25 protein-coding genes and 3 pseudogenes are annotated in these 21,853 nt (G+C 48.2%); 19 read left to right on the top strand and 9 right to left on the bottom strand.

The features are described from left to right. Nucleotides 1-6: 6 nt before the first annotated feature. Nucleotides 7-135: a hypothetical protein gene (locus NC997_RS14215; RefSeq protein WP_277878246.1), complete on the bottom strand. Its 129-nt coding sequence runs from the start codon at nt 133-135 to the stop codon at nt 7-9. Beyond that, complete coding sequence (locus tag NC997_RS14210; protein ID WP_190526389.1) at nt 122-433, bottom strand: hypothetical protein; 312 nt, start codon at nt 431-433, stop codon at nt 122-124. Before NC997_RS14210 ends, NC997_RS14215 begins: the two co-directional genes overlap by 14 nt. A gap of 371 nt (nt 434-804) precedes the next feature. Between NC997_RS14210 and topA the strand changes: the two genes are divergently transcribed. The 3 genes from topA (at nt 805) to NC997_RS14195 (ending at nt 4,677) form a co-directional block, all read left to right on the top strand. Then, a complete protein-coding gene (gene topA / locus NC997_RS14205; protein ID WP_348257796.1) occupies nt 805-3,474 on the top strand; it encodes a type I DNA topoisomerase in 2,670 nt (889 codons plus the stop codon). Nucleotides 3,475-3,790: 316 nt separating this feature from the next. Continuing rightward, nucleotides 3,791-3,919, top strand: a complete 129-nt coding sequence (locus tag NC997_RS14200) for a hypothetical protein (protein WP_348257795.1) — start codon at nt 3,791-3,793, stop codon at nt 3,917-3,919. Between the two features lie 350 nt (nt 3,920-4,269). Beyond that, on the top strand, nt 4,270-4,677 hold the full coding sequence (locus NC997_RS14195; protein WP_190529273.1) for a hypothetical protein: 408 nt from the start codon (nt 4,270-4,272) through the stop codon (nt 4,675-4,677). 229 nt (nt 4,678-4,906) lie between these two features. On the opposite strand, the pseudogene NC997_RS14190 reads toward NC997_RS14195, so the two are convergent. From NC997_RS14190 to NC997_RS14180, 3 genes and pseudogenes are all read right to left on the bottom strand, one after another. Then, a pseudogene (locus NC997_RS14190) lies at nt 4,907-5,314 on the bottom strand (branched-chain amino acid ABC transporter permease); the annotation flags it as partial. A gap of 11 nt (nt 5,315-5,325) precedes the next feature. After that, entirely contained in the window at nt 5,326-6,987 is a 1,662-nt protein-coding gene (locus tag NC997_RS14185) for an ATP-binding protein (protein WP_242031463.1), read from the bottom strand. A gap of 143 nt (nt 6,988-7,130) precedes the next feature. Then, nucleotides 7,131-8,105, bottom strand: coding sequence for an ABC transporter substrate-binding protein (locus tag NC997_RS14180; protein ID WP_190529271.1), 975 nt, complete (start codon nt 8,103-8,105; stop codon nt 7,131-7,133). Between the two features lie 125 nt (nt 8,106-8,230). Between NC997_RS14180 and NC997_RS14175 the strand changes: the two genes are divergently transcribed. Then, a complete protein-coding gene (locus tag NC997_RS14175; RefSeq protein WP_190529269.1) occupies nt 8,231-8,443 on the top strand; it encodes a hypothetical protein in 213 nt (70 codons plus the stop codon). Here the strand turns inward: NC997_RS14175 and NC997_RS14170 are convergent. Then, nucleotides 8,401-8,926, bottom strand: a pseudogene (locus tag NC997_RS14170) (hypothetical protein). The gene NC997_RS14175 and the pseudogene NC997_RS14170 overlap by 43 nt on opposite strands. 102 nt (nt 8,927-9,028) lie before the next feature. Then, a complete protein-coding gene (locus tag NC997_RS14165) occupies nt 9,029-10,138 on the bottom strand; it encodes an ATP-binding protein (protein WP_347276154.1) in 1,110 nt (369 codons plus the stop codon). A gap of 312 nt (nt 10,139-10,450) precedes the next feature. Between NC997_RS14165 and NC997_RS14160 the strand changes: the two genes are divergently transcribed. From NC997_RS14160 to NC997_RS14130, 7 genes are read left to right on the top strand one after another with little or no spacing between them, the layout of a single operon-like run. Next, nucleotides 10,451-10,786 (top strand): NADH-quinone oxidoreductase subunit K, encoded by a 336-nt coding sequence (locus NC997_RS14160; RefSeq protein WP_190500058.1) that lies wholly within the window; start codon nt 10,451-10,453, stop codon nt 10,784-10,786. Next, a complete protein-coding gene (locus NC997_RS14155; RefSeq protein WP_190529265.1) occupies nt 10,783-12,216 on the top strand; it encodes a cation:proton antiporter in 1,434 nt (477 codons plus the stop codon). Before NC997_RS14160 ends, NC997_RS14155 begins: the two co-directional genes overlap by 4 nt. Continuing rightward, complete coding sequence (locus NC997_RS14150) at nt 12,213-12,602, top strand: Na+/H+ antiporter subunit E (protein WP_190435138.1); 390 nt, start codon at nt 12,213-12,215, stop codon at nt 12,600-12,602. The genes NC997_RS14155 and NC997_RS14150 overlap by 4 nt, the downstream gene beginning before the upstream one ends. Nucleotides 12,603-12,610: 8 nt before the next feature. Next, on the top strand, nt 12,611-12,862 hold the full coding sequence (locus NC997_RS14145; protein ID WP_190435332.1) for a hypothetical protein: 252 nt from the start codon (nt 12,611-12,613) through the stop codon (nt 12,860-12,862). Further along, the gene (locus NC997_RS14140) at nt 12,859-13,140 is read left to right on the top strand and encodes a monovalent cation/H(+) antiporter subunit G (protein ID WP_190529263.1); all 282 of its coding nucleotides are present in this window, start codon (nt 12,859-12,861) and stop codon (nt 13,138-13,140) included. Before NC997_RS14145 ends, NC997_RS14140 begins: the two co-directional genes overlap by 4 nt. Continuing rightward, nucleotides 13,133-13,747, top strand: a complete 615-nt coding sequence (locus NC997_RS14135; protein ID WP_190529261.1) for a DUF4040 domain-containing protein — start codon at nt 13,133-13,135, stop codon at nt 13,745-13,747. The genes NC997_RS14140 and NC997_RS14135 overlap by 8 nt, the downstream gene beginning before the upstream one ends. Beyond that, on the top strand, nt 13,744-14,403 hold the full coding sequence (locus NC997_RS14130) for a Na(+)/H(+) antiporter subunit B (protein ID WP_190529259.1): 660 nt from the start codon (nt 13,744-13,746) through the stop codon (nt 14,401-14,403). The genes NC997_RS14135 and NC997_RS14130 overlap by 4 nt, the downstream gene beginning before the upstream one ends. 12 nt (nt 14,404-14,415) lie before the next feature. Here NC997_RS14130 and NC997_RS14125 read toward each other — a convergent pair whose 3' ends face one another. Further along, nucleotides 14,416-15,147: a cytochrome b/b6 domain-containing protein gene (locus NC997_RS14125; RefSeq protein WP_242031462.1), complete on the bottom strand. Its 732-nt coding sequence runs from the start codon at nt 15,145-15,147 to the stop codon at nt 14,416-14,418. A 232-nt stretch (nt 15,148-15,379) separates the two neighbouring features. Between NC997_RS14125 and NC997_RS14120 the strand changes: the two are divergent. The 3 genes and pseudogenes from NC997_RS14120 to NC997_RS14110 all read left to right on the top strand — a co-directional run. Beyond that, a pseudogene (locus tag NC997_RS14120) lies at nt 15,380-16,107 on the top strand (STAS domain-containing protein); the annotation flags it as partial. Nucleotides 16,108-16,226: 119 nt separating this feature from the next. After that, nucleotides 16,227-17,663 (top strand): cation:proton antiporter, encoded by a 1,437-nt coding sequence (locus tag NC997_RS14115; RefSeq protein ID WP_190529256.1) that lies wholly within the window; start codon nt 16,227-16,229, stop codon nt 17,661-17,663. Next, nucleotides 17,641-17,769 (top strand): hypothetical protein, encoded by a 129-nt coding sequence (locus NC997_RS14110; protein ID WP_277878942.1) that lies wholly within the window; start codon nt 17,641-17,643, stop codon nt 17,767-17,769. The genes NC997_RS14115 and NC997_RS14110 overlap by 23 nt, the downstream gene beginning before the upstream one ends. Here NC997_RS14110 and ald read toward each other — a convergent pair. Next, nucleotides 17,758-18,846, bottom strand: coding sequence for an alanine dehydrogenase (gene ald, locus NC997_RS14105; RefSeq protein WP_190410949.1), 1,089 nt, complete (start codon nt 18,844-18,846; stop codon nt 17,758-17,760). The two genes, NC997_RS14110 and ald, sit on opposite strands and share 12 nt — an antisense overlap. 381 nt (nt 18,847-19,227) lie before the next feature. Here ald and NC997_RS14100 point away from each other — a divergent pair, with 381 nt between their 5' ends. The 5 genes from NC997_RS14100 (at nt 19,228) to NC997_RS14080 (ending at nt 21,815) form a co-directional block, all read left to right on the top strand. Next, nucleotides 19,228-19,446, top strand: coding sequence for a TOBE domain-containing protein (locus NC997_RS14100; protein ID WP_190410950.1), 219 nt, complete (start codon nt 19,228-19,230; stop codon nt 19,444-19,446). A 104-nt stretch (nt 19,447-19,550) separates the two neighbouring features. Beyond that, nucleotides 19,551-19,721: a hypothetical protein gene (locus NC997_RS14095; RefSeq protein WP_190410951.1), complete on the top strand. Its 171-nt coding sequence runs from the start codon at nt 19,551-19,553 to the stop codon at nt 19,719-19,721. A gap of 247 nt (nt 19,722-19,968) precedes the next feature. After that, the gene (locus NC997_RS14090) at nt 19,969-20,262 is read left to right on the top strand and encodes a hypothetical protein (protein ID WP_190529254.1); all 294 of its coding nucleotides are present in this window, start codon (nt 19,969-19,971) and stop codon (nt 20,260-20,262) included. 27 nt (nt 20,263-20,289) lie between these two features. Beyond that, entirely contained in the window at nt 20,290-20,724 is a 435-nt protein-coding gene (locus tag NC997_RS14085; RefSeq protein WP_190410953.1) for a heavy metal-responsive transcriptional regulator, read from the top strand. Continuing rightward, nucleotides 20,721-21,815, top strand: coding sequence for a WD40 repeat domain-containing protein (locus NC997_RS14080; RefSeq protein ID WP_190529252.1), 1,095 nt, complete (start codon nt 20,721-20,723; stop codon nt 21,813-21,815). Before NC997_RS14085 ends, NC997_RS14080 begins: the two co-directional genes overlap by 4 nt. Nucleotides 21,816-21,853 lie beyond the last annotated feature (38 nt).

The raw sequence follows: 21,853 nt of genomic DNA, 5'->3' as shown, positions 1-21,853 counted from the left end.
CTGCTTTTACCACTTCTGCGGCTTTTTGACGGTCGATTGGTTCGGTGGAAAGCGCGATCGCGCTTTCCACGTCTCCCGATAAACTGGAATCAGGGCTTCTTGTGACGTAAGTTTATCAATCTTAATCTGCGACATATCGCCATCCTTGAGGCTCGTATTCGCGCTGAATTCGCACCATCCATCTGCCTTGGGGAATAGAAATCGCCTTATGCTCCTCGTGGGTTAAAGTTGCCGTCTCTGAGAAGACGTGCAGATAAAGCGTGCCATCTTTCTCATATAGTTCCGCTTGTCCGTCGCTGATGCGGTGCTTGTGTCCCGTCACCTCGCCTTCGGCTAAAGTCAGATGAGGTAGCGGTGGGGTTTCCCTGCCCTTAGTTGCTTCGATTTGCCTCAGGGGAAGTAAAATCACATCGCCTTGTCGAATGGGTTGCATCGGTTCTCCTCCAAATGCTGCTAAGCTGTTTCAGCCTGATGTTGGCATCCATTCTGGCACAACTCGAATACTTAGGGAGGTCGCCATTGCAATCCTCCATAAGTTAAACATTGAGATAGCTTTAAATTAAGTCTGGCGCGAACAACTCTCTTGCGAGCGGCTCTAAAAAAGCGAGTTATCTTTGGGAGAGCGAATCGTCCCTAAATGGGATTGACCGCCATTCTTGGAACCGGCTCTCGTCAAGCTTGGTACGCCAGAATCGAGACTTCACTCGTCGGTTTTCCGCATAAAATCCTCTCAATCGCTCTTGACATCTGACATAAAGTATTTAAATTAACTGTTCAGCCCAGCTGCTATTTCTCCAAGCTCCCATGTCAACCCTCGTTATCGTCGAATCTCCCACCAAAGCACGCACCATCAGTAAATTCTTGCCTTCCAGCTACCGGGTCGAGGCGTCGATGGGTCATGTACGCGACCTGCCCCAATCCAGCAAAGAAATTCCCGAAGCCTACAAAGGGGAAAAATGGGCGCAGCTGGGAGTAAATGTGGATGCGGACTTTGAACCCTTGTATGTCGTCCCCAACGACAAAAAGAAGATTGTCACCGCCCTGAAAAATGCCCTGAAAGAGGCAGATGAATTGGTGTTGGCAACTGACGAAGACCGAGAAGGCGAAAGCATTAGCTGGCATCTGCTCCAGCTATTGAAGCCAAAGGTTCCCATCAAGCGAATGGTGTTCCACGAAATCACCAAAGAAGCCATCCGCGACGCTCTCAAGAACTGCCGTAATATTGATGAGCAGGTGGTTCGCGCTCAGGAGACGCGGCGGATATTAGACCGGCTGGTGGGATATACGCTGTCGCCGCTGTTGTGGAAGAAAATTTCCTATGGCTTATCGGCGGGACGGGTGCAGTCGGTAGCAGTGCGGCTGTTGGTAAATCGAGAGCGTCAACGTCGAGCCTTCCGCCAAGGCAGTTACTGGGATCTCAAGGCAAGTTTAAATAAAGACAAGACACCCTTTGAAGCGCGACTTGTCGCTCTCAAGGGGACGAGAATTGCCACTGGCAGCGATTTTGATGAAGCCACGGGACAAATTATTGCCGGACGGAATGTGATTCTGCTCTCGGAAGCGGAAGCGAGAAGTTTAGAGGCGCGACTGGCAGATAAAACCTGGACGGTGGCTGACTTAGAAGAGCGTCCGGTTACTCGCAAACCTTTACCGCCGTTTACCACCTCGACGCTCCAACAGGAGGCGAACCGGAAACTACATTTATCTGCCCGCGACACGATGCGAACTGCCCAGAGTTTGTACGAGCAGGGGTATATTACCTATATGCGGACAGATTCAGTGCATTTGTCGCAACAAGCGATCGCTGCGGCTCGCAGTTGTGTCGAGCAAATGTACGGCAAGCAATACCTCAGCCCCGAACCCCGCCAATACACGACGAAAAGCAAGGGCGCTCAAGAAGCTCACGAAGCCATTCGCCCCGCCGGTAGCAGCTTCCGCACTCCCCAGGAAACCGGCTTAAGCGGTCGGGAATTCGCTCTATATGACCTGATTTGGAAGCGCACTGTCGCCACCCAAATGGCAGAATCTCGCCAAACTCAAATTACCGTGCAGTTGCAAGTCGAAGATGCCGGTTTTCGGGCTAGCGGCAAACGGATTGACTTTCACGGCTTCTTACGCGCCTACGTGGAAGGATCGGACGATCCTCATGCAGCACTAGAAGACATGGAAGTTATCTTACCAACTCTCAAAAAAGGCGATCGCCCGACCTGCAAAAAGCTAGAATCCATCGGTCACGAAACTCAGCCACCAGCAAGATACACGGAAGCTTCCCTCGTTAAGACCCTGGAAAGCGAAGGCATCGGGCGTCCCAGCACCTACGCTAGCATCATCGGCACGATTATCGAGAAAGGCTATGCCCAAATGAATGGCAACGCCCTCGTTCCTACCTTCACCGCCTTTGCCGTTACCAGTCTGCTAGAACAACACTTTCCCGATTTGGTCGATCCCAGCTTCACCTCCAAGATGGAGCAAACCCTAGATGAAATTTCCACTGGGGAAGCCAAATGGCTGCCATACCTGAAAAAGTTCTATCTCGGAGAAATGGGTCTGGCAACCCAAGTCAAGGAAAGGGAAAAGGGGATTGATGCCGCATCTGCCCGTACTATCGAATTGGACGATCTCGGTGGGGCGAAAGTCCGGATTGGTCAATATGGGCCGTACATTGAAGCTGAAAATGACTCTGGGCCAGTAAAAGCCTCGTTGCCTAAGGATCTGACCCCCTCAGACATCCACGCTGAGCTAATTGAGACGCTGCTACAGCAGAAAACAGAAGGCCCCGATAAAGTCGGCTTGCATCCGGAAACCGGCGAACCGATTTACGTGCTGATTGGCACTTACGGCCCCTACGTCCAACTGGGTGATGCCACTGAGGAGAACAAAAAACCCAAACGCGCCTCTCTTCCTAAGGGGGTCACGATTGAGGACGTCACGCTGGATATGGCAGTTGGCTTGCTATCTCTGCCGCGGACTTTGGGCATTCACCCAGAAACTAACGGCAAAGTCCAGGCAGGATTGGGACGCTTTGGCCCTTACGTCGTCCACGACCAAGGCAAGGAAGGCAAAGAATATCGCTCCCTGAAAGCCAGTGACGATGTATTGACAATTGACATCGAACGTGCGATAGAGCTGCTAGCTGAACCGAAAAAGGGACGCGGCGCGACTCGCAGCAAGTCTAAGGCACCGTTACGAGAACTGGGGACTCACCCGACTGATGGGGAACCCGTGAATATCTACGATGGCCCTTATGGCCCTTACATCAAGCATGGGAAGACGAATGCTTCTGTGCCAGAAGGGGAATCTGTGGAAGGGTTGACGATGGAAAAAGCGCTGGAAGCATTGGCAGCGAAGGCAGGTTCCACAACAAAATCTAGTCGCAAATCCACTAAGAGTGGAACATCTGCCAAAAAGACCACCACTGGAAAGACAACCGCTAAAAAAACGACAGCAACCACTAGCACTAAGAAAAAATCTTAGTTTCTTGCCGGTGGTAGGAAGCGATCGCTCTTTTGAGAACATGAAAGCGATCGCTTCCTTCACCTCTCGGACACTTCTCTACGATGAGCTACTGTCAGGATGTATAAGGTGAAAGTTTCATCCTCAATGCTATATATCATCCGCTAATCCCCAACGCGCCACCAAGGAATGTGTTTCTTAGGAGTAAAAGCCTTCCGCCCTCTGCCTTCTTTAACTCAAGCGCTGGCGAAGCCACAACGCAAACAGAGGTAGAGCCAGTCGGTAGCCTTGTTATTGTATCCACCAACCCGAAACTGCGATCACTTCCCTTCAAAAAGTGTTAGACAAAATGCGATCGCTCTTATCGTTGCCTAAGAGAGGAGATGCGATCGCACATTGGGCGAATGTGAGGAACTTGACAACATTGGATGTTCAGATGGATAGCCCCATCTTACAAAGAAGATAGCAACTTATGAGTGATTATGTATTCACTGGGAGATTAGTACCAGACCTTTGTGACATTAACCTTGCTGTTCCTGTACCATTACAAATGCACGCTGTAGATGCTGGGTCATTATTTCAATTTGCAACTCTCAAGTATCAGCCACAATTAAGAATTTAAGTGGAAATTTCGACTTACTGTCCTTAAGAAACTATGTAAGAGACGCAATCAGGACTTTTGTAGATACGCTCAACTACATTCACGGGTATGGATACGATATTGAGATAATAACAGTTGTAGAACTCAATACTGGCCAATCGGTAGTATTTGGTGTTGGGATACGTGAACTCTTTGAAGTTCAAAGTGAACGTCCTTTGGCATTTGAGAAAGTGTGGTTGTTAGCACGCGATTCACAACCACTCCGCCGCGCTCTTGCAAACCTGAGAGAAGCTATTAGGGAACCGAATGATACGGGATTCTTTTGTTTTCGGGCAATTGAGAGCATTAGACAGCACTTTTACGAACCGCAAGATCGCGATACAGATAAACCAAGTTGGGAGCGATTGAGGAATTCACTGCGTATAGATAGAAGTTGGATCGATGCTTTGACTAAATCTTATGAAGCTGGGAATCAACGTCACGGAAAATCTCCTTACATGTCTGGAGAAAACCGTGTATCAGCCATGCTGCATACATGGAAAGTAGTAGATAGGTTTTGCCTCTATCTCGACAATGGCGCTGTTCAGTTGGCTGAAGAAATTGAAGAACTGAGGCTGAACTGATTCAGCAAAGGATTCTACAATCTCAAGACTTACAAACTTCATTCCACGCCTGTTCTGGCACAAATTCAAATTACGCAAGACAAACAACATTAGCACCAATGCAGAACAGCCATACCATAAACCTCAAACAGAGCAGCAAGAGAGCCACTGTTATCGCCTACCCTCTTTCCACTCTTCCCCACCTGGTAGCCGAACTAAATTCTCATCAATGATTGCTGGTAACATCTTTTTGAGATTGAAAGGGTTGAGGAATGGCAAAAATCCCCACAGCACCACCTGTAATCTCCAAGTTTAAAGCCAAAACTCGTAGAATTTCGACAAAGGCGATTGTGGCAATTGCTAAGAAAATTCCCCGCAATCAGAGAACTGGGATTCCCAGTGCGATCGCGAGGACTCCAGAGACTAAAGCTGCCACCAGCATTTCTAACAATAAAAATGGGACGGCGAATAAATTGCCGCTGAACTTAAACACCTGAATTGATAGAATTGCTGCTATATAACCCCCCAAAGCATAGAATCCCGGAGTCGCGAGAGATAGTTGACCCCCCATCAGCGGCAAGTAAACCGAAAGTCATAGAATTGCTCCTAAAATCATCGAAACGATTAAGAAGCCATAGTTATTAATAAAATCTGACATTTACTATTTCCTCATTCCCCCATTTTCCCAGCTTCTCTGCTTTTTTGTCGCACGGGAATTTCAATGATAAACTGCGCTCCTTCTCCGGGAGCAGAAATACATTTTAATTGACCGTTATGTTTTTCTACCACAAGCTGATAGCTAATAGATAATCCTAATCCCGTGCCTTTTCCTACTGGTTTCGTGGTAAAAAACGGGTCAAATATCCGCTGTTGTATTTCTTGGTTCATCCCTGATCCATTATCGGCGATCGCTACCACTACCCAATCTGATTCATTAATGGAAGTGCGAATAAAAATCTGTTTTTTTTCATTACCTGTTGCTTCTGATAAAGCATCAATACTATTATTGATAATATTCATAAACGCTTGATTCAACTGCCCAGCATAACACTCAATCTTGGGTAAGTTTCCATAAGCTTTAATAATTTCAATACTGGGAGAATCTCTCTCCCCATTCAATCGATGTTTTAAAATTAATAAAGTGCTATCAATACCTTCGTGAATATCAACTTTTTTAAGTTCTGACTCGTCGTGACGGGCAAAGTTCCGCAAACTAAGGACAATCTGACGGATGCGTTCGCTGCCAACTTTCATAGAAGCGAGCATCTTGGGTAAATCATCAGCCAGAAATTCCCACTCCATCTCTTCAGTCTGTTCGACAATTTCACGAACGGGATTCGGATAGTGTTGCTGATAGAGATGAACCAGGCTGAGTAAGTCTTGGGTGTAGTCATTGACATAAAGAAGATTGCCGTGAATGAAATTAACAGGATTGTTGATTTCATGAGCAACCCCCGCAACCAGTTGACCTAAGCTAGACATTTTCTCGGCGTGAATCAGTTGTGCTTGGGTTTGTTTTAGCTTGTCTAAAGCTTGTTTTAGTTCTTCATTTTGGCGCAGTGTTTCTGTATTCTTCTGAACTTCTTCAGCCATTCGATCGAAAGCGATTGAAATCTGACTCAGTTCATCAGAGCCTTTTAAATTAGCACGGACTTCTAAATTTCCTTGCGCTAAGCTGTTACTAGCTGCAACCAGTTTGCCTACTCGCAAGTTCAAGGTTTTGTAAAAGAAGAACCAGAGAATGCTACAAAGCACGGCAAGAGCAACACTGTAGGTTAGCGATCGCTCTAAAGCATCGTTGTATGCCTGAGCTTTTAGCGACGAAAGGTCATACTCCAACAACAACACAGCTACCCTCGACGGTAGGATTTCTCCAGGCGAAGCTCCCAAAAGCACTGGATAAATTGCCCTGAGGGTTTGTCTATCGTCCGAGAAAATTACCTGCTTTGACTGAGTTTGCTGGACTTCTTTGATCGCTGATAAGCTGGAGGCTGCTAGAGTGTTGCTGATTAAGCGATTTTGCAAGTCAAAACGAGTTGACAAGAGTACTCGCTCTTGTTCATCACAAAGCAAAGCTAACCGCAGATTAGGAGCTGGAGCAATCTGAGCGATCGCTAAATGGGCACCCTTACCTTGAGCCGTTCTGTACAAGTACTCTAGTAACGTTGCTGTTTGACTTGCAGAAAATTCAGCCTGCTGTCTGATAATCGTTTCGGTACGGGAGAAGGACTGAGAGACTTCCCGTTGAAACGAAACCAAACCTAACACACTGCCGAACACTAACAGAATCCCTGGAATCGAAAACCGCAGAGGAAAGGGGAAGCGATGCATAGGTAGACTTTTTGCAAAAATAGTTTTGCCTGGAGGCATGAACCACAGATTAACCCAGATAAACACAGATGAATCTGATATTAACTGTAGGCATCTGTGGTTTTTTCATAAAGGTATGTTGAGTGTTGCAATCGGTCTACGCTTTAGGGCTTGACATCTCTAACCAGTCTGTCATCGAGCAGAGGGTTAAGGTCTACGTCTTGTTTCAGTATGTTATTTTCAACCAAGAATTGGGATAACCGTTGGGTTCCCTTGAGCAACACAGAATTGGTTTTTCCCAAGAGTTTCTGGTTTTCCTCAAGGGTGACGAGCTGAAGCCCCTTGAGGGATGATAAGAATTGTTCGGGTGTGATTCCTTGTCGCCGTGCCATTCGACGAGCGGCATCTTCGGGATTTTTCTCAATATAATCGAGAGCGCGGAACCAACCCTGGATTAACACCTGCAATTGAGTAGCATGCGTCGTCAACAACGACTCACTGCCAATTAGCACATCGACTACTTCACCAGGAATCTGGCTGCTGTCAAAGAGTAACTTGGCTCCGGCGTTGAGTATATTGGAGCGGTATGGCTCAAAGGTGACAATGGCATCAACGTGGCCTTGCTTGAACCCCTCCTCCTGCTCCGATAGCTCCACAGGGACAATCTTGACATCTTTGAGTGACAGACCGACTTGTTCTAAGCCACGACTCAGGACAAATGGTGCCAGCATTGACCTGTCAAAGCCAACCCTGCGCCCTTTTAGACTTTGCAGATTCGCGATCGCTCCTTTAGCTACAATGGCGTCTGCACCATTAGAGATATCCATAATTAGCCAAGCACGGACATCTGGATGAGTCGGCGCTAATGGCAAAAACCCAGTCATCGGTGTGGCGCTCATTTCTACTTCACCGTTCCGGTAAGCTCTGTTTGGGTCGAAGTTGGGATACTCCACTAATTGAATCGGGGTTTTACCGTAGTATCCCAGTTCGCGAGCTAGAAATAGAGGTTCATACCCAGGCCAAACATTGGTACCAATCCGTAAGGGTTTCAGGGGTGCTGGGACACAACTGATTAGAATGAAGCTTGAGAGGGCGATCGCCACAATTAACAACTTCACAGGCAAAGTGAAACCTCTCATCTTTATTCCTCTGAGTGCAGTCCTAATAGAAAGCTCTTTTTACCTGAGTATTATCGAATACTTTTCAGGACTAGACTTTTCTGAGGAGCGATCGCCCCAGTAATCCTTGTGGTCGAACCAGAAGCATGATGAACAAGATAACCCTGCTCGGAGCCGTAAATCAAGCCTTGGTACTGCAATCGGGCGATCGCTCCTTAGAGACTGCCTCCTCTAGACAGGTAATGCTTGTGAGCGATCGCTGTTATTGTATCCACCAACCCGAAACAGCGATCGCTTCCCTTCAAAGAGTGTTATTTTATCGCCTACCCTCTTTCCACTCTTCCCCACCTGGTAGCTGAACTAAATTCTCATCAATGATTGCTGGTAAAGTTTTTGCCGAAGGTTCATACGTTAAATCGAGCAATCTCTGAGCCGTCATTATTAAATCTGTTCTATCCACCGACGCTGCAAGTTGGCAAGGATGATAAAAATAATCCATAGCTTCTATATTTGCCGGACGAAGTGCTGCCTCAATTGCCTCTTCTAGAAAAGGCTTCCATTCATCTTGCTCGATGTAGTAAGACGTTTTATTCTCTTTGAGATTTAATGTTTGAATTTGCTGGAGAGAATCTGAAATTAAAGCTGCCCAGGAATTAGTTAAACACTGGTCAACTTGGTTTTGAATCAAGTGAATCAGCATTGTGACCAGACACGCTTCGATATTACAAAGGATCGCTTGTTTACTCATGACTCATCCCCTCCAGCTCATGCACAATTGCCAAAGCATCTGCATAGGGTCCTTCTAAGATGCTAGTTCTTAGGTCGATTAGTTCTTGAGTTATAAATGCTACCTTCACAGATAGGCGTTGATAGGCTGAATATAGCATTCAGTCACCTGACATCTTGACTACCCCCTTAAGCGATCGCTCCCACACACTTTGGTATCAACTCAAGCGCTGGCGAAGCCACAAAGCAAACAGAGGCAGAGCCAGTCGATAGCCTTGTTCGGAGCCGTAAATCAAGCCTTTGTGCTGCAATCCCGCGATCGCGCCTTGGAGACTGCCCCCTCTGGACAGGCAATGCTTGTGAATGTAATCTCGACTTTGCGGCTTGTCAGTGGGGTCTAACGCCAGAGACTCCAACAGATGCGTCTGGTTAGCTGGAAGCAGCATCAGTAATGACTCGAAGACCATCGATAGGTCGGCTAGTAGTTCTTGGATTGCCTGCTGGACGTGCCAATCGCGAATTAGCCCGTCAGAAACTCGTACCGACTTTAGGCGTCGTACCAGTGCTGAAGCATCGCCTAAGTGTCCCTGCACCGCATTGACAAAGAGTTCCAGCGCTTGCGATCGCGGATCGAATGTCAACCCTTCGCCATGCAAAACTTCCTGAACCCAAGCAGCAACAACATCATTAGCTAAGGGAGCCAGCTTCACGATTTCCAAATGATTCCCCGGTTCATCAGCATGAAGACTGATTTCTGCAATCGTTGCCACCAGTACATAACTCACCTGAGTCTGGCGCTCGATTTCTTTCCGCAAAAATGTTTCCCACACCCCATTGCGATCCCAAGAGCGGATATGGGGAAAGCTTTCCAAAATCAGCACTACCCGTCCGCCCGAAGATTCGGCTAACCCTTGCAGGAGATCGAGTAATACCTCAAATGCGCTCCATTGCTGCTGTTGATCTTCTACCCGAACGGGTTTCAGCCGCTCTCTACCATTCCCTTCGTCTTGCAGGACAAATAATTCAGCGGCCTTGCGTTCAATCCACTCTCGCATGAAAGCTTGAGCCGTTGCACTTTGAAACGTCTGATCTATACTCTCGCACAGCAATTGCACGAAGCGCTGACCATCAGTAACCCGGATGCAGTCAACCTCCACGATTTTAATTCCAACTTCCTGAGCTGCGCGCCGTACCAGAGTCCGCCGTCCGCTTCCCGGCACTCCAGTAATTAGCAGGTCGCCATCACGCGCTAAAACCTGCGTAATTCGCTGGAATTGCCCTTGCCGCCCAACTAATTGAAACGGTGCTGATAAATCCACAAGATTCACGGCTTTAGCGTCCCGCTCCCAAGTGTAGAAACCTTCTGGCAGCACGCCTTGACTCGTTGGCAAGCCGCCACCTGTATCGGTGGACGAGCCAGGGCTGAGGTTAAGCATTGATTTGCCAATCGATTCTGTCATACCGCTATTGCTGCGTGTTTTATCCTACCCGATCGCAAGCTCAAACCAACAAGTTAGTGTGGCATGAGTCTATAGTTTACCCTGGCACTTTTCAATAGTGTTAATACTTTCCGGCACTATTAAAAAGTGCTATATATTTTTTAGCACCATTTAACAGGCATTTACTCATAGGCAATTCCCGTGTTAGAAGCATTCGTCTTCGCAACAATATTCTGCGGATTTCTCGGCATCATCCTTAAAAAGAACCTAGTTATGAAGATCATCTCTATGGATGTCATGAGCACAGGCGTTATCGCCTATTACGTGCTGATTGCATCGCGAGATGGTTTATTCACGCCCATTATTTCAGACGCGGCAAATGGGGCTTACGCCGATCCGGTTCCCCAGGCGGTCATCTTGACAGGGATTGTGATCGGCTTTTCGATTCAGTGCTTAATGCTGGTCGGTGTCATGAAGTTGGCACGGGATAATCCCACCCTGGAAACCAACGAGATTGAGAAGAGCAATACCCCATGAATACCATTACCCTCGCATGGATCGCACTACCGTTTTTCTTGGGGTTCACCATTTATCTGTTCCCCAAACTTGACAAAACTCTCGCACTGTTCACGGCATTTGCTTCGGCTGCATATGCGTTGCAGCTATTTGTCGAACAGTCGCCACTGAAACTAGAGTTACTCGATCATTTCAGCGTCACATTAATAGTCGATCAGTTAAGCGGCTACTTTATCTTGACCAATGCGCTGGTAACAGCCGCAGTCATCCTCTACTGTTGGCACAGCGATAAGACGACTTTCTTTTATGCACAAGCCATCATTTTGCATGGCAGCCTCAATGCCGCGTTCGCCTGTGCAGACTTTATCAGTTTATACGTGGCGTTAGAGGTCAGCGGGATTGCCGCGTTTCTCTTGATTACCTATACTCGCACCGATCGCTCGATTTGGGTTGGCTTGCGCTATCTGTTCATCAGCAACACGGCAATGCTGTTTTATCTGGTGGGCGCGGTGCTAGCCTATCAGACCAATCATTCGTTTAGTTTTGCAAGTTTGCGCGGGGCACCACCGGAGGCGCTAGCCCTTGTATTTCTGGGACTCTTGATTAAAGGGGGAATCTTTGTATCGGGATTGTGGCTACCGTTGACCCACTCTGAATCGGAGACACCAGTATCGGCGTTGCTGTCGGGAGTTGTGGTCAAAGCTGGAGTCTATCCGCTAGTGCGTTGTGCGCTAATGGTGGATGAACTCGATCCACTCATCCGGATTTTCGGAGTTGGGACAGCCCTGCTAGGCGTGTTCTATGCCGTCTTTGAAAAGGATGCCAAGCGGATGCTGGCGTTTCATACGGTTTCGCAGTTAGGCTTTATCCTCGCTGCCCCAGTCGTAGGTGGCTTTTATGCACTGACTCACGGACTGGTCAAATCGGCACTCTTCCTGATTGCAGGTGCTTTACCGAGCCGAAACTTCAAGGAACTGCAACATAAGCCAATCAATACAAAAGTCTGGATTGCTCTAGTTATCGCCAGCTTCTCGATCTCAGGATTTCCCTTGTTGTCCGGCTTTGGGGCGAAGGTATTGACGACGAAGAATCTTCTGCCCTGGCAAGCGATCGCCATGAACGTTGCGGCTTTGGGAACAGCAATCTCGTTTGCCAAATTCATATTCTTGCCGCATAAACCGGACGGCGAGGATGTAGTAAAGCCTGGTTTCTGGCTAGCAGTGAGCCTGCTGCTCGGCGGCCTGTTTGCCGCAAACGTTGTCTATTACGAGGCTTATACCCTTGAGAATATCGTGAAACCACTGGCAACCATAGGCATTGGTTGGTTGGCGTATCTGTTGATTTTCAAACGATCCGTACTCAAGCTGCCCCGTGTTATGGAGCAATTTGAGCATCTGATCGGTGGGATGAGTCTCATGTTAATCCTGCTCTTTTGGATGGTGTTGCCATGATTGGGTATTTGAATCTGATATTGCGACTGGCCATCTGGTTTTTGCTAACTGCTAATCTGAGTCCGGCAAATATCATCATTGGTATCAGCATCGCACTCCTTTTACCGGGACGCCCCAAAGCCCCAGGACGATTGAAGGACTGGCTGCGGGCGCTGTGGGAAACGCTCGTGGCGATTCCGCAGGCATATAAGGAAGCCTTTGAAATGATCCTCCGTCCCCATAATTACGAAGATGTGACGATGGAACAAGTCAAACCTGGACGGACACCTGGACTCATCTTCCTGGATATATTTCTGATCACCTTTACGCCCAAAACCATTGTCTTGAAGTACCACGAAAATGGCTGGTACGAAGTCCACTGGGTGCGACGGAGGAGAAAAGCATGAACTTGGCACTGAACTGGGCACTGGTTGCGATGATTCTGGCTATGCTCATACCCATGTACGAGGCTTGGCAGGATGATGATATTTGGCAAAAAATGTTGGCATTTTCCAGTGTCGCCAGCAAGACATCCATCATACTCCTGGTTGTATCGGTCTTACGAGATGATTGGATGCTCGGTGTTGTAGGAGTCATCATCCTGAGTGTGGGTAATGCCGGATTAATGTTGTTGGCACAAATCCTTAAACGACTGAATCAAGTATGATTACCGCACTTAGTTACGCCTGTATCGGTATCGGAATTTTCTTCTGGTTTTGGGGAACCTTCCCCCTAATCGGCGATCGCTCGGTATTATTCAAGCTGCATACTCTTTCAGTTGCAGATACACTCGGCTCGATGCTCATTATTGTTGGACTGCTCCTGCCGAAAGTACCTAGCGAATGGCCGCTGCTCATCCTTGGCATTATCACCTTAGCAATCTGGAATACAGTGCTGGGGTATGTATTGGCATACTCTTCCAGCACAGGAGGGAACGATGAATGATAGCTATATCTATGTCATAACCGCCCTGATGCCCTTGTCCTCGCTCATGCTGTTACTTCAGACCAATCCTTACCATGCCCTGGTAATTCAGGGAATATCGGGAGCGGTGGCGACATTGGTATTTGCGGTTTTGGGGGCGGCAGATGTTGCTTTGACACAAGCCTTGATGGGGACTCTACTGGCGATTACGCTTTATGCGATCGCAGTGCGTTCATCGCTAGTGATGCGTCTTGGTGTACTCGAAGACGGGGCGATTGTGCAAAGCGCAGTGCCAAAGGCGATCGAGACAGATGACGAGTCCCATTTAGGGCAACTGATGGATGAGTTACGAACAATTTTCGGCAAACACTATATGCGTCTTGAGGTAATCCCGTACACGAATACACAGGCTTTGCACCGGGCGCTGATGGAGAAAGAAGTCCATACGACCTGTGCCAGACGAGAGTACGATAATCAAGACCTCGTAGCGAGTGAGGACGAACAAGAACCCTATCACACCACAACTAGGGTTCGACGCCTCTATGACATCATGCGAACCGAACTTTCGTCACCAGCAACAAACCTAACTTATGTAAATGCATCAGACTTAGGGGAGGAACAGAAATGAAATGGGTCTACATTGCAGCGGGGATAGCGCTGTTCGTCAAATTCCTTGTCATGCCCAATCCGGCACCGGACTTATCGTTCTCGATCGTCCAAACGCTTGTACAAGAGAGTGGAGTACCTAATGCAGTTACGGCTGTCATTCTCAGGAATCGGTTGTATGACACGATCTTTGAAGTAGTGGTATTTACGATCGCGGTAATGGGTGCCCATTATCTACTGGCGAATGAAAGGCCGTTCTGCGCGATCTATCAGTTCACCGATCAACCATCCATTATTATGGCGCGTCTGGGAGCGACCATTGCCGCGTTGGTGGGTATCGAACTAGCGATTCGGGGGCATTTGAGTCCCGGCGGTGGTTTTGCGGCTGGAGTGGCGGGTGGAACAGCGATCGGTCTGGTTGCGATTACCTCATCAACCGAGTGGATGCAGGGGATCTACAGGCGCTGGCACGCCGCTACATGGGAGAAGGTTTCGGTTCTTATTTTCATTGTCCTGTCGGTTATCACTCTAGCCGGATTTGAATTACCGCACGGAGAGTTGGGCGCACTTTTCAGCGGCGGGGTGATTCCCCTGCTCAACATCTTGGTTGCAGTAAAAGTTGCGTTGGGTTCTTGGGCAGCTGTTTTGGTGTTTATTCATTATCGAGGATTGTTGTAAGAGATTATGCAGCTACTTAAAGAGTGGAACAATCCAAGCAGCAGTTAGGCTCATCAACACGAGAATCTCTAAAACTTTGAGAGGAAAGGACAGTTTCAACCACTCTTTAGCAAAAGTCGGTTGCAAACCAGACCACCATTGAAGAATATTTTCTCGCCACAAAGTGGGACTATCTTTAGGGCGGAACTGGTAACTTAATATTGACAAGAGAAGGGGAATTCCTCCTACCTTGGCACTCATTAAGAGATGCAAGGCGATACAGACAACCATCACTACCCATGAAATGAGGTGAGCATAATACCAACCATGATTAAGCTCTCCCCTTGGCAACCAATTTTCATCCATCATCTTGCCAGAGAAAACGGCAAAAGTCAGTGCCAAGATAGCAAGGGTGTTAATAACTCGATGCAGCGTGTACCACCATACAGGTTTACCCAACTGTCCAAGTTTTGCCACAAAATCCTGCTGGATAAGTCTTTTGTGTCCACGATGGAAAGCATATAGAGCAAATAGAGGAAATACAAGTAAGGCATATAGCCCAAACGTGCCATGAATTCCTTCTATTTCCTTTAACTCTGGCAAGGGAATTCTTCCCCATCGCCCATCGTAGACATCGTATGTCCAGAAAGCGGTCAAAATCGCAGCAATTACGAAAAGACCAGTAAAGCCATGCAGAATACGGAGAAGAAAAGGTTGATATGGCTCAGAGGGTTTTGCAGGCATGAACTGAAATTGTCCACTCATCTTCCACTCATTCAATTGTCTCACTCTGCGATCGCCTATCCAAAAAAAGCCATAACCTATCAATTTAGATAGTGGTTGACGGATGCTTGGCAGAGTTTGAGAATAGGAGATCGCCTATTCTCCCTAGTCATGATGCTCCCCTAATGAAAAATCCTTTGAGGTTATGGGTGATTTACTCAATGATTTGAGGAGCGATCGCCTTTGAAGTAGGTTGACCTAAAATCCTTTCGTTGCCACCTCAGCGTTATCAGGTTTAACACGGGCGTTGGTGCTGCTGGTTGTAGTTTTGGGGGCTGCCAGACTTACCGAACCGATTTCGATGGCAGTGTTAACGGGGATTGCCCTTAGGGTCGGGATTGATATTCTCGACTGGAGTTTCCCTGAAGCGATCGCACCAGCTATCCCTCAAGGGTTCCCCGATCATGTACGGGGTGTTGTTCTTGACAGTGTTTGTGGATCTGATCGTGGCGGTGAGTGTGGGTGTGTTTATTGCCAATATCCTCACCATCGAACGGTTGAGCAATTTGCAATCCAAGGAAGTCAAGCTGATTACCGATACAGATGATGACGTGCGGTTGAGCGCTGATCAGAAACAACTGCTGGATAAGGGCAACGGACGTGTCTTGCTGTTTTACGTGAGTGGCCCGATCATTTATTGGCTTGTCGAAGGCGATCGCACGGGAACACAACCCCATGAAGGAAGCCGATGCGTTAGTGATGGATCTCAGCGATGTGCCCATGCTGGGGGTAACGGCGTCGCTAGCAATCGAAAATGCGATTCGCGACGCCCACGATAAGGGGTTACAGGTCTATATCGTCGGTGCCAGCGAGAAAATTCAGAATCGCTTGCAAAAGTTAGGACTGTTCGATCTGGTGACTCCAGAGCATATCTTAAGCGATCGCACTGAAGCCCTGCTTCAAGCGGTTGATCTGGTTTACCGCAAAGAGATAGTTGCCTAATTCACCTGTTTGGAGGTTTGATGAATCGAGGCGATCTAATGCGTCAGAAAACTAGCTGGCAATCAATTGCCTCCCATTCAAATAAGGTTTGATTCATTTTTACCACCAAAACCTAACCCATGTTTTTGAACCATACAATGACAGCTTTAAGTTCTGGGATGGCATCTCTGATTGCTCCCATGCCCTTGTTAGCAACGGTAGAGGCAGAAAATTCACCGATTGTTCTGGCTGGAGTTCTGCTGAGTTTAGTCGTGATTTATATCGCCAGTAAACTCGGCGCGGAACTCGCTAAACAATTTGATTTTCCACCCGTTCTGGGTGAACTGGTGGCAGGGGTGATTGTCGGGGTATCTGCTTTACACCTGATCGTCTTTCCCGAAAGTGGACTGTCAGCCTCAGATTCAGCGGTGATGACCGTGCTGCAATGGATTAATCATCTGTCTCCCGCAGCCCTCACGAGCGTATATGAGTCCCAGAGTGAAGTCATTTCAGTGCTGGCTGAATTGGGCGTGATTATTCTGCTATTTGAAATTGGTCTGGAATCGGATCTCAAACAACTCAAAGAAGTGGGTTCTCAAGCTGCGATAGTCGCCTGCGTGGGGGTGGCAGTTCCGTTTGCCGCTGGTACCGCTGGCTTGATGATGTTCTTTCACACACCTGCAATTCCAGCAATTTTTGCAGGCGCTGCTTTGACGGCAACTAGCATCGGAATTACGTCCAAAGTGTTGTCTGAGTTAGGACAGCTTAAATCCAAAGAAGGTCAAATCATTGTTGGTGCGGCGGTGATTGATGATGTCCTGGGAATCATTGTCTTGGCTGTTGTCGCCAGTTTAGCCAAAACGGGTGAGATTGATGTTGCTAATGTCATCTACCTGATTGTGAGCGCAACAGCGTTTCTGCTCGGTTCCATTCTGTTGGGTGGCATCTTCAACAAAACCTTTGTTGCGGTTGTGGAGAAACTCAAAACTCGTGGCAACGTTGTCATACCAGCATTTATCTTTGCCTTCTTCATGGCATTTCTGGGCAGCGCGATTCATCTAGAAGCGATTTTGGGTGCTTTTGCCGCTGGCTTGGTTCTGGATGAAACCGATGCCCGCAACGAGTTGGATGAACTAGTAAAACCGATCGCCGATCTACTGGTACCCATCTTCTTTGTGACGGTGGGAGCGCGAGCCGATCTAGGCGTGTTGAATCCGACGGTGCCTGAGAATCGTGCCGGAATTTTGATTGCCGCATTTTTGATGGTAGTTGCCATTCTCGGCAAGGTAGTGACGGGTTGGGCGGTGTTTGGTCAGCCCGGAATTAATCGACTCGCGATCGGAGTTGGCATGATTCCACGGGGTGAAGTCGGGCTAGTGTTTGCCGGAATCGGTTCTGCGAGTGGGGTTCTGGATAAGCCGTTAGAGGTATCCATTATTATCATGGTGATTCTGACCACATTTCTGGCTCCACCGTTTCTGCGGATTGCCTTTGGTGAGCCAGTCGAACCCCCAAGCAAGGGCGAACCTGCCAGTGAGCAATCAATTTTGGTGAGTGAATCTCAGCCTACGCCGTGAGGACGCTGGGGGCGATCGCTGTACCATGAACGCCACAGATCGCGATCGCCCCACTACCAACCTCTCGCCTATTTCCTTACCCGTAATGTCACAGTTAATCAGCTAAATCGGGAAACACTTCGCGGACGGCAGGATGAACCAGGCGGTGATTCTGCACGTTGATACCCCTTGCTAAAGCCGGGTCGAGTTCTAGAGCTTTCATCCCCTGGTTCGCCAGCTTCAGGACGTAGGGTAAAGTGCTGTTGTTCAATCCCTGAGTGGCTGTCCAGGGAACGGCTCCCGGCATATTCGGGACGCCGTAGTGGACGACGCCTTCCTCGATGTAGATAGGATTGGTGTGGGTCGTTGGTCGCACCGTCTCGACACAACCGCCTTGATCAACTGCCACATCGACAATTACCGAACCGGGATGCATTTTTTGTACCAACTTCCGAGGGACTAAGATAGGGGCGCGACGCCCTGGAACTAAAACCGCCCCAACAAGTAAATCGGCTTCCGAAACGACCGCTTCTACTTGCAGGGAGTTACTGTAGAGCAGCTCAACTCTGGAGCCAAAGAGGGTTTCCAGATACGCCAAACGCTCGACATTCACATCCAAAATCTGGACGCGGGCACCCATGCCTACCGCCATTCGAGCTGCTTCGGTGCCAACGACACCGCCGCCTAAAATCACCACGTTACCCGGTCTGACACCGGGAATACCGCCCAGAAGAATCCCCCGACCTCCTTGCTGGCGCTCTAAAAACTGTGCCCCGAACTGTACGGAGAGGCGACCGGCGATAATGCTCATGGGGGTGAGCAGGGGCAATTTTCTATCGGGGAGTTCTACCGTTTCGTAAGCGATCGCGCTGACGCCACAATCAATTAGATGCTCGGTCAACCCCCGATCGGCTGCCAAGTGTAAATAAGTAAACAGCATCTGCCCTTTCTGGAGAAACTGGTACTCAGGCTTGAGCGGTTCTTTCACCTTAACCACCAGTTCTCGGTTCCAAGCGTCCTTCGCTTCTAGGACAATTTTTGCCCCGGCAAGAATATAATCTTCATCAGAGAAGCCAGCACCATTACCAGCCGCGGATTCTACAAAAATCGCGTGACCGTTTTCACTGAGTACCCGGACGCTACTAGGACTTAACCCTACCCGAAATTCACGATCTTTGGTTTCCTTGGGAACGCCAATTTCCATTTATATACCTCAAATTGCTCGGCTATCTATTGAATTGACTATAGGTGCCACACCTGGTGACTTGTTGCATTGGGAGTTACCTCCCTGAAGGAGCGAGTGAGAAATTGGACTGACAACTTCTCAAGTAAAACGGTTTTTGGTTTGGGTAATTCGCGCATCGATCGGGAGGGGCAGCCGATCGGGAATGAGGTATCGAATGAGGTATCGATCGCTCCCCTCTCCCTTTACTCCTGAAGTCTCTTTATTCCTGAAACTCTCTCTCGCCCCTGATCCCCATCATTACTTATTTATTTAGGAGTCCCAAAAATTTTCGGATTACTTCACAAAAATGCTGCAACAATCAAGACGGCTACCTTATCCAAAGGATTTGGAAACACCAATATGACGATGCAAATTAGCGGACGGAATCAACTCAGGGGTAAAGTGACTGCGATTCAACTGGGTGATATCCTCGCCGAGGTGACAATTCAGGTGGGAGATAACTTAATTGATGCGGTGATTACTCGTCGTTCGGCAGAAAATCTGCAAATTTCAGTTGGCGATGAAGTGAGTGCCCTGATCAAGGCGACCGAAGTCATGGTGATCAAAGAGGTTGATTAGCAACTGTGTTTGCTTTGCTCTTGACTCAAGGCTTAGCACCTCTACAATAGAAGACAATCTATAACGAATTGTAAACCTCTGAAGGGGCAAGGATTGCCAAAGCCATGACACAACTTCAACCTACGACCACTCCTAAGCTGGAAGAACCCAAGTTAGGCTTCAATGATTACGCAGAGCGATTGAATGGTCGAGCCGCAATGATCGGCTTTTTGCTAATGGTGCTCATTGAATATGTCACGGGTCAAGGAGTGCTATCCTGGCTGGGCTTGCAATAAAAAAGCGCTCTTCTTTTGTCTAGCCCTTCGGAATCGGCAACCCGTAAAGGCTTTCCTCGGTCTAGTACAACAAGTACAAGAATTTGTCTCAGGATACAGGATGTAGGGTTCTGCCCTTGCCGAAGGGTGGGATGAAGGATGAAGTTTAGAATCCAAAAATGATTCTGACTTCTGCCGCCTGACTCCTGACTCCTGAATGAGATAACCTGAAATTAGATTAAAGAATAACGGAATAGAGCAAGTCGTGATGAATGCTTTGTGGCCTAGATTTTTAAAGTCAGCCTATCGTAAAGAGCCAATTTCCAGCTTTGTGGTAATCGTTGGTACTGTAGATGCAGTGATTGGCGGCGTAGATGAAAGCTGGGGTTTGTTTAGTTTCGGAGTGTTGACAGTAGGGGCAGCGATCGCTCTGCGTTGGTGGCAAACCCAGGGTAAAGAAGTCGAACCAATCCCCCAAACGGCAAAACACTTTCTTCCCCCCCCAACCTCTCGTCCTGTCCTGCCCATGCTGAGTAACTCCAAACACCATCCAAAACCGTAACCCTTTGGGTGGGAGCTTCCGAAAACCATGATTGGCACTTCTGTTTCAATTGAATGGCTTAAAATCGGTGAAGTTGCCGCTCGGAGTGGTCTGCCTGTCAAAACCATTCGCTATTACGAAGATATTGGTCTGTTAGCACCGACGGTGAAGCGGACACCTTCCGGCTATCGTCTTTTTAATCGTGAGATTGTCAATCGGCTGGCATTCATTAAGCGATCGCAAGCACTCGGACTCACTCTCAGCGAGATTCAAGAAATTTTAACAGTTCACGATCGGGGGCAGTTACCCTGCGGTGCCTTGAAGCAGCTTCTGCACGCGAAAGTAGAGGCGATCGCAGAACAAATTGAATCGCTAGAAATCCTCAAGAGCGAGCTAGAAGGGTTAATCTCTGGTTGGCAAGACCGACCGCCCGCTCACCACATCGATCATACTATCTGCCCCAATATTCAATCAGCACCATGAAACCTCCGGCTCGGAAGGCAAAAGTCAAAAGGCATTTATACAAAGAAAAAATTCTGAGTTTTGCATTTTTACCTTTTAGCTTTTATTGTTTCGCCCTTGCCAGTCAGCCTCTCCCAGCCGCCGCCAAAACAATAATCCAGGAAGCTGAAGCTGTTCCGTCTGCCCCAGCCCAAATCCTGCCTCCTGAAGCTTGGAGAAACGTTCAACTCCTCCGCACTCTCAAGGGTCACAACGCGACAATTGATTCCTTGACCTTCACCCCTGATGGAAAATTTCTCATCAGCGGGGGGAGCGACAATGACGGCAGAATAAAATTTTGGTGGGTGAGAAGTTGGAAAGAAGTGGGTAGCCTCAGGGCGCATAGTCAGGCAGTGATGACCCTTGCGATGAGTCCTAATTCAGAAATTCTGGCGAGTTGCAGCAATGACTCCTCGCTGAATTTATGGAATTGGAAGACTGGAAAATATACCCGGACTTTTCTGGATCATACGAGTAATATTCTGTCAGCGGCGATTACCTCGGATAGTGAAATGCTGGTGACGGGTGCTTTGGATGGGATTCGAGTCTGGAATTTGAGAACGCAGCGCCCGATTTACAACCTGGTGCGTTTCGATAACCAAACTTATGCAGTTGCCCCAAATCCCAATGGGGAGATTCTAGCAAGCGGCGGCAAAGATACTGCGATTAAGGTCTGGGATCTCCAGAATGGAAGATTTCTTGACTCATTGTCGGGACATAGCGGTGCAATCAGTACTTTAGCGTTCACGCCGGATGGAAGTACGCTGATCAGTGGCAGCTACGATCGCACCATCAAAGTCTGGGATTTTAATAGCGGACGATTGCTTTACACCCTTTCAGGGCATACAGGTTGGATTCGGGCGATCGCGATCGCTCCTTCTGGACAAGTTATGGCGACTGCCAGTCAGGATGGAGTCCGCTTGTGGAACTTGAGAACGGGCGAACTGATTGCTTTGCTGGTCGGACATTCCGATTGGGTGAAATCGGTTGCCTTTAGTCCTGACGGGCGAACTCTGGCGAGTGGGGGGTTTGACAGAACCATTAAAATTTGGCAAGTCGGCTCTGTTCCCTAAACATTCATTAAGTGTGCGATCGCGGCAACTTTTAGTTC

Origin of the sequence: Trichocoleus sp. DQ-A2, assembly GCF_039961915.1 — a bacterium.
Lineage (GTDB): Bacteria > Cyanobacteriota > Cyanobacteriia > Cyanobacteriales > FACHB-T130 > FACHB-T130.
This window is presented reverse-complemented; position numbering and strand designations above follow the sequence as displayed.

What these genes read in the sequence shown, in the direction of transcription:
- NC997_RS14130 (WP_190529259.1), top strand. Translation starts at nt 13,744, where the DNA reads ATGAAATGGGTCTACATTGCAGCGGGGATAGCGCTGTTCGTCAAATTC.
- NC997_RS14135 (WP_190529261.1), top strand. Translation starts at nt 13,133, where the DNA reads ATGAATGATAGCTATATCTATGTCATAACCGCCCTGATGCCCTTGTCC.
- NC997_RS14100 (WP_190410950.1), top strand. Translation starts at nt 19,228, where the DNA reads ATGACGATGCAAATTAGCGGACGGAATCAACTCAGGGGTAAAGTGACT.
- NC997_RS14090 (WP_190529254.1), top strand. Translation starts at nt 19,969, where the DNA reads ATGAATGCTTTGTGGCCTAGATTTTTAAAGTCAGCCTATCGTAAAGAG.
- NC997_RS14185 (WP_242031463.1), bottom strand. Translation starts at nt 6,987, where the DNA reads ATGCATCGCTTCCCCTTTCCTCTGCGGTTTTCGATTCCAGGGATTCTG.
- NC997_RS14210 (WP_190526389.1), bottom strand. Translation starts at nt 433, where the DNA reads ATGCAACCCATTCGACAAGGCGATGTGATTTTACTTCCCCTGAGGCAA.
- NC997_RS14180 (WP_190529271.1), bottom strand. Translation starts at nt 8,105, where the DNA reads ATGAGAGGTTTCACTTTGCCTGTGAAGTTGTTAATTGTGGCGATCGCC.
- NC997_RS14125 (WP_242031462.1), bottom strand. Translation starts at nt 15,147, where the DNA reads ATGAGTGGACAATTTCAGTTCATGCCTGCAAAACCCTCTGAGCCATAT.
- NC997_RS14080 (WP_190529252.1), top strand. Translation starts at nt 20,721, where the DNA reads ATGAAACCTCCGGCTCGGAAGGCAAAAGTCAAAAGGCATTTATACAAA.
- NC997_RS14150 (WP_190435138.1), top strand. Translation starts at nt 12,213, where the DNA reads ATGATTGGGTATTTGAATCTGATATTGCGACTGGCCATCTGGTTTTTG.
- ald (WP_190410949.1), bottom strand. Translation starts at nt 18,846, where the DNA reads ATGGAAATTGGCGTTCCCAAGGAAACCAAAGATCGTGAATTTCGGGTA.
- NC997_RS14215 (WP_277878246.1), bottom strand. Translation starts at nt 135, where the DNA reads ATGTCGCAGATTAAGATTGATAAACTTACGTCACAAGAAGCCCTGATT.
- NC997_RS14140 (WP_190529263.1), top strand. Translation starts at nt 12,859, where the DNA reads ATGATTACCGCACTTAGTTACGCCTGTATCGGTATCGGAATTTTCTTC.
- NC997_RS14175 (WP_190529269.1), top strand. Translation starts at nt 8,231, where the DNA reads ATGATGAACAAGATAACCCTGCTCGGAGCCGTAAATCAAGCCTTGGTA.
- NC997_RS14085 (WP_190410953.1), top strand. Translation starts at nt 20,290, where the DNA reads ATGATTGGCACTTCTGTTTCAATTGAATGGCTTAAAATCGGTGAAGTT.
- NC997_RS14155 (WP_190529265.1), top strand. Translation starts at nt 10,783, where the DNA reads ATGAATACCATTACCCTCGCATGGATCGCACTACCGTTTTTCTTGGGG.
- topA (WP_348257796.1), top strand. Translation starts at nt 805, where the DNA reads ATGTCAACCCTCGTTATCGTCGAATCTCCCACCAAAGCACGCACCATC.
- NC997_RS14115 (WP_190529256.1), top strand. Translation starts at nt 16,227, where the DNA reads ATGTTTTTGAACCATACAATGACAGCTTTAAGTTCTGGGATGGCATCT.
- NC997_RS14095 (WP_190410951.1), top strand. Translation starts at nt 19,551, where the DNA reads ATGACACAACTTCAACCTACGACCACTCCTAAGCTGGAAGAACCCAAG.